We start from the raw sequence: 4,096 nt of genomic DNA, 5'->3' as shown, positions 1-4,096 counted from the left end.
CGGGCGGCCGCGACCGGATCGAGCGGGCCGGCCTCGCCCGCGGACGGGCAGTCGTCGGCCAGGACACACGCCCCGCAGGCCGCGGTCCGCGCGTGGCACACCCGGCGACCGTGGAAGATGATCCGGTGACTGGCGTCGGTCCAGGAGGCCCGGGGCAGCATCTGCGACACCTCCCGCTCGATGCGCACCGCGTCGGTGGCGTCGGTCCACTTCCAGCGGTTCACCAACCGGATGAAGTGAGTGTCGACGGGCAGCCCCGGGATGCCGAAAGCGTTGCCCAGCACCACGTTCGCGGTTTTACGCCCGAATCCCGGGAGGGTGACCAGGTCCTCGAGCCGCTGCGGCACCTCGCCGTCGTACCTCTCCACCAGGGCCGCGCCGAGGCCCTGGATGCTCCGCGCCTTGTTGCGGTAGAAGCCCGTCGGGCGGATGAGCTCCTCCAGCTCCTCGCGGTCCGAGGCCGCGTAGTCCGCGGCCGTCTTGTAGCGGCGGAACAGGGCCGGCGTGACCTCGTTGACCCGCTTGTCCGTGCACTGGGCCGACAGGATCGTGGCGACGGAGAGCTCGAGCGGGGTGGTGAAGTCGAGCTCGCAGTAGACGTGCGGGAACGCCTCCTCGAGAGTGCGCAGCATGCGCCTGGCGCGCCGGGTGCGCCCGAGGTCGGTTTCCACCCCCCTCGCGGCCACCCCTCGTCTGCGGCGCTTCACGGCTGGAGCGGGGTCGGGCATGAGTCCACATTACGGCTCCGCGTGCCCACGGCGCCGCGCCGCTCCGGACGGGTACGTGTGCACCCGCGCGGTCGGCGGTGGATAATCGTGGGCATGCAGGGAATCCTCGTCGTCCTCGTGCCGGTGCTCCTCGCCGGGTTCGCGCTTCTCATGGACCGATTCGAGAACGCGATCCTCGACGAACCCGAGCAGATCGACGCCCCCTGAACCATCCCGCTGACCGCGCGTCGACCACACCTCGACGCGCGAACGACTACAGTGGCTTTCGCCACACGCACGCCATGGCGCGGACGAGCATGTCCCCGCCCAGAACGGAGGGTCACAGACTGTGACGATTGATCGCCGCACGGACCAGTCTGCCGACGACGTCCTCACCCGGGCCGGAATCTTCCAGGGTGTGGAGCCGGCGGCCGTCTCCGCTCTGCGTGCCGATCTGACCCGCGAGGAGTACTCGAAGGGTGACGTGATCATCCGCGAGGGCGAGCAGGGCGACAGCCTGTACATCGTCACCTCCGGGAAGGTGAAGCTGTCCCGCAAGGCGCCCGACGGCCGCGAGAACCTGCTGTCCATCCTCGGCCCGTCGGACATGTTCGGCGAGCTGTCGATCTTCGACCCTGGGCCGCGGACCTCCTCGGCCGTGTGCGTCACCGACGTCACGGTCCAGGCCATGGACCGCTCCGCCCTCAAGCGGTGGATCGCCGAGCGCCCGGAGATCTCCGATCAGCTGCTGCGCGTGCTGGCCCGCCGCCTGCGCCGCACCAACAACAACCTGGCCGACCTCATCTTCACCGACGTCCCCGGTCGCGTGGCCAAGGCCCTGCTCCAGCTGGCGCAGCGCTTCGGCACGCAGGAGGGCGGCAACATCCGCGTGACGCACGACCTCACGCAGGAGGAGATCGCCCAGCTCGTCGGCGCCTCACGCGAGACGGTGAACAAGGCGCTGGCCGAATTCGCGCACCGCGGCTGGCTGCGGCTCGAGGGCAAGAGCGTCATCATCTCGGACACCGAGCGCCTGGCCCGCCGCGCCCGCTGACGCGGCCTGGGTCCGGGAGCGTGGGATGCTGCCTCGTCATACGAACGCATGAAACGCAGCCCGTTAAGGCCCTGAGCGAGACCAACTGTCCTTGAGTTGACGGTGATCAGCACCGTCAACTCAAGGAGTCGTCTTGTCTCGACCACTACGCAAACTCTCGGTCGCGGCCACGTCCGCACTGAGCATCACCGCCCTGTCCATCGGCCTCGCCGCCCCCGCGGGGGCGGCCCCCGCCACGCAACTGGACGACCCCGCCGCAGTCGCTGAGGCGGCAGCCGACCTGTCAGGTCGGCGCATATCCGACCTCGTCCCTGGCCTCGTCGACGACGTCATCGCGCAGCAGCCCGACCAGCGGCTCTCCGCTCGGGCCGCGGACGCCGACACCACCACCGTCACGCCGGCCGTCGAGGAGGCCGACCGCACGGACAAGTCGGTCACCTTCAGGTTCACCCTGCCAAACGGCGAGCTCACACGGGACGGCGCCGTTCTCCAGGCGTTCACGATGGCGTTCGGCTACCGGATCTCCGTGTTGAATTGGCTGACCGACCCTGCCATCGATCTGGGCCCGGACCACTATGACGCATACACCGACCAGCTGATCAGCCTGCGCATAGCCGATCTCGTCCGAGAGAACTTCACTGTCCGTGGCGCTACTGCCACGACGGGCCCGAGGGAGGATCACTTCACCGTCCCGTCGGGTCAGAACTCTTTCGATATCACGGTGACCTCCGCTCGGAGCCAGGATGAACTTAGCGGGGCGTTGCAGGCGATCACCGGAGCGCCGTCGGACGAGGGGGACATGATGGCCCAAATTCTTTTTGATTCCCGCATGACACTTCCCACGGTCGGCGGTGAACTTCAATGGGCCTACGGCGAGCCGCTCCCGCTCATGCGGGCACACGCTGCACCGAAGTACCCGAACGGCGCGAACGAACTCAGCCTGGAGCAGACCGGCAACATGTACGACACGACCACCGTCGCCACTCGCAGCGACGGCGTAGCGTTCTCTGGCGACAGGGTTCTGCGGTTCCAGACCGGACTGGACATGCTCACCGACATCCCGTTCTACGGTGAACTGGCGGAAATTCTCCAGAGCGCCGCCGCCCCGCCACTCCGGGTCGGGCCGCTGACGACTGAGGTCGCCGGTGCTACCCACCTTCGAGACGGCTTCTATCTACCTGACGCTGGCACCGACACAGTTGTCGCTCGGACCGTCGGCACGGGCCCCGCGACCGAAACAGAGGCCCGCTCCCGCTTCACCACGTGGGTAACAGAGACATGCGAGGCGGACATGACCGAGGCCATTCCGGGTATCACTCCTCCGGAGGGCCAGGCGGCGTTCACCTGGCAGGAGTATCTCGATTCGGCGGTCGAGGCGTATGACACGGAGGACGGCTCGTACGACGAGCCCGTCATCTACACAGGGTCCGAGTACATCGACACGGTTCTCGTCGAGCAACAAGAAATGTTCACCGCCGTCATCGCGATGTTCCCCGAGCTGGACGGCCTCTCACCAGAAAATCTCGAGGCGGCAATCGACACGCTCAGGGCCAGTCTTCCGGACTGGGAAGCGGCCTGCGGCACCTCGGACGACGGTGGCGACCCCGGCGAGGGCCAGACGCCCACGAGCGTAAGCTTGAACGTCCCCTCGGAGGGCGTCGCCGGTACCCCGCTCACGCTGTCTGCGCGTGTGACCGACAGCGCCGGTGATCCGGTCTCCGGCCAGCAGGTCACGTTCACCGTCAGCGAGAGCACTGGCGGGACCCTGCGGATGGCTGCCGCCGGCGCCCGGGTGGCCGCCACCGCGGACGGGCCCACGGTGCTCACCGCGACCACCGGCACCGACGGAGTCGCCACGGTCGAGTACACGCCCACCGGCTCGGGAACGCTTCGAGTCTCCGCCAGCACGGGCGGCGCCGCTCCGGTGACCTCGGACTCCGACTCGACGATCACCGTCACGCCCGCTCCGGGCGGCGGAGACGACGACGGCCCCGGCGATGATGACGGCGACGACGCACCCGCCGGCAGCGGCTCGCTCGGTTCGCTGTTCGGCTCACTCGGGAGCTGACCGACGCACCACGACGACCGGCCGGGCCTCGCAGAAGGCCCGGCCGGTCTCGTCTCACTCTGTGCGCGGCCTCATTACCCGCACGGCCGGCGCCGAGTGGTCGAACCTGGTCACAAACTCCCAGGTGCGCTGGGCCCAGAACCGTCGTTTGTGACCACTCGCCGGGAAACGCGCGCTGGGACGGGCCGAGCGGAGGACGCCGGCCGAGGGTGCGGGGCGGCGAGTGCGCGGCAGAGCCGGGTTAGGCGCGGCAGGCAGGCCGGGGCC

Annotated in this window: 3 protein-coding genes; 2 read left to right on the top strand and 1 reads right to left on the bottom strand. The window is 68.9% G+C overall.

The annotated features are described in order from the left end of the window. A partial coding sequence (nth, locus tag G6030_RS07905; protein WP_187701620.1) for an endonuclease III occupies positions 1-728 on the bottom strand: 728 nt, incomplete at its 3' end. Between the two features lie 328 nt (positions 729-1,056). Here nth and G6030_RS07900 point away from each other — a divergent pair. Both G6030_RS07900 and G6030_RS07895 read left to right on the top strand, forming a co-directional pair. After that, on the top strand, positions 1,057-1,761 hold the full coding sequence (locus G6030_RS07900; protein WP_063972214.1) for a Crp/Fnr family transcriptional regulator: 705 nt from the start codon (positions 1,057-1,059) through the stop codon (positions 1,759-1,761). Between the two features lie 133 nt (positions 1,762-1,894). After that, positions 1,895-3,829, top strand: a complete 1,935-nt coding sequence (locus tag G6030_RS07895) for a hypothetical protein (RefSeq protein WP_182642741.1) — start codon at positions 1,895-1,897, stop codon at positions 3,827-3,829. Positions 3,830-4,096: the final 267 nt, after the last annotated feature.

This window comes from Dietzia sp. E1 (genome assembly GCF_014145015.1).
GTDB lineage: Bacteria > Actinomycetota > Actinomycetes > Mycobacteriales > Mycobacteriaceae > Dietzia > Dietzia cinnamea_A.
Note: the sequence above shows the minus strand (reverse complement) of the source record. Positions and strands in the feature narration are given on the sequence as shown.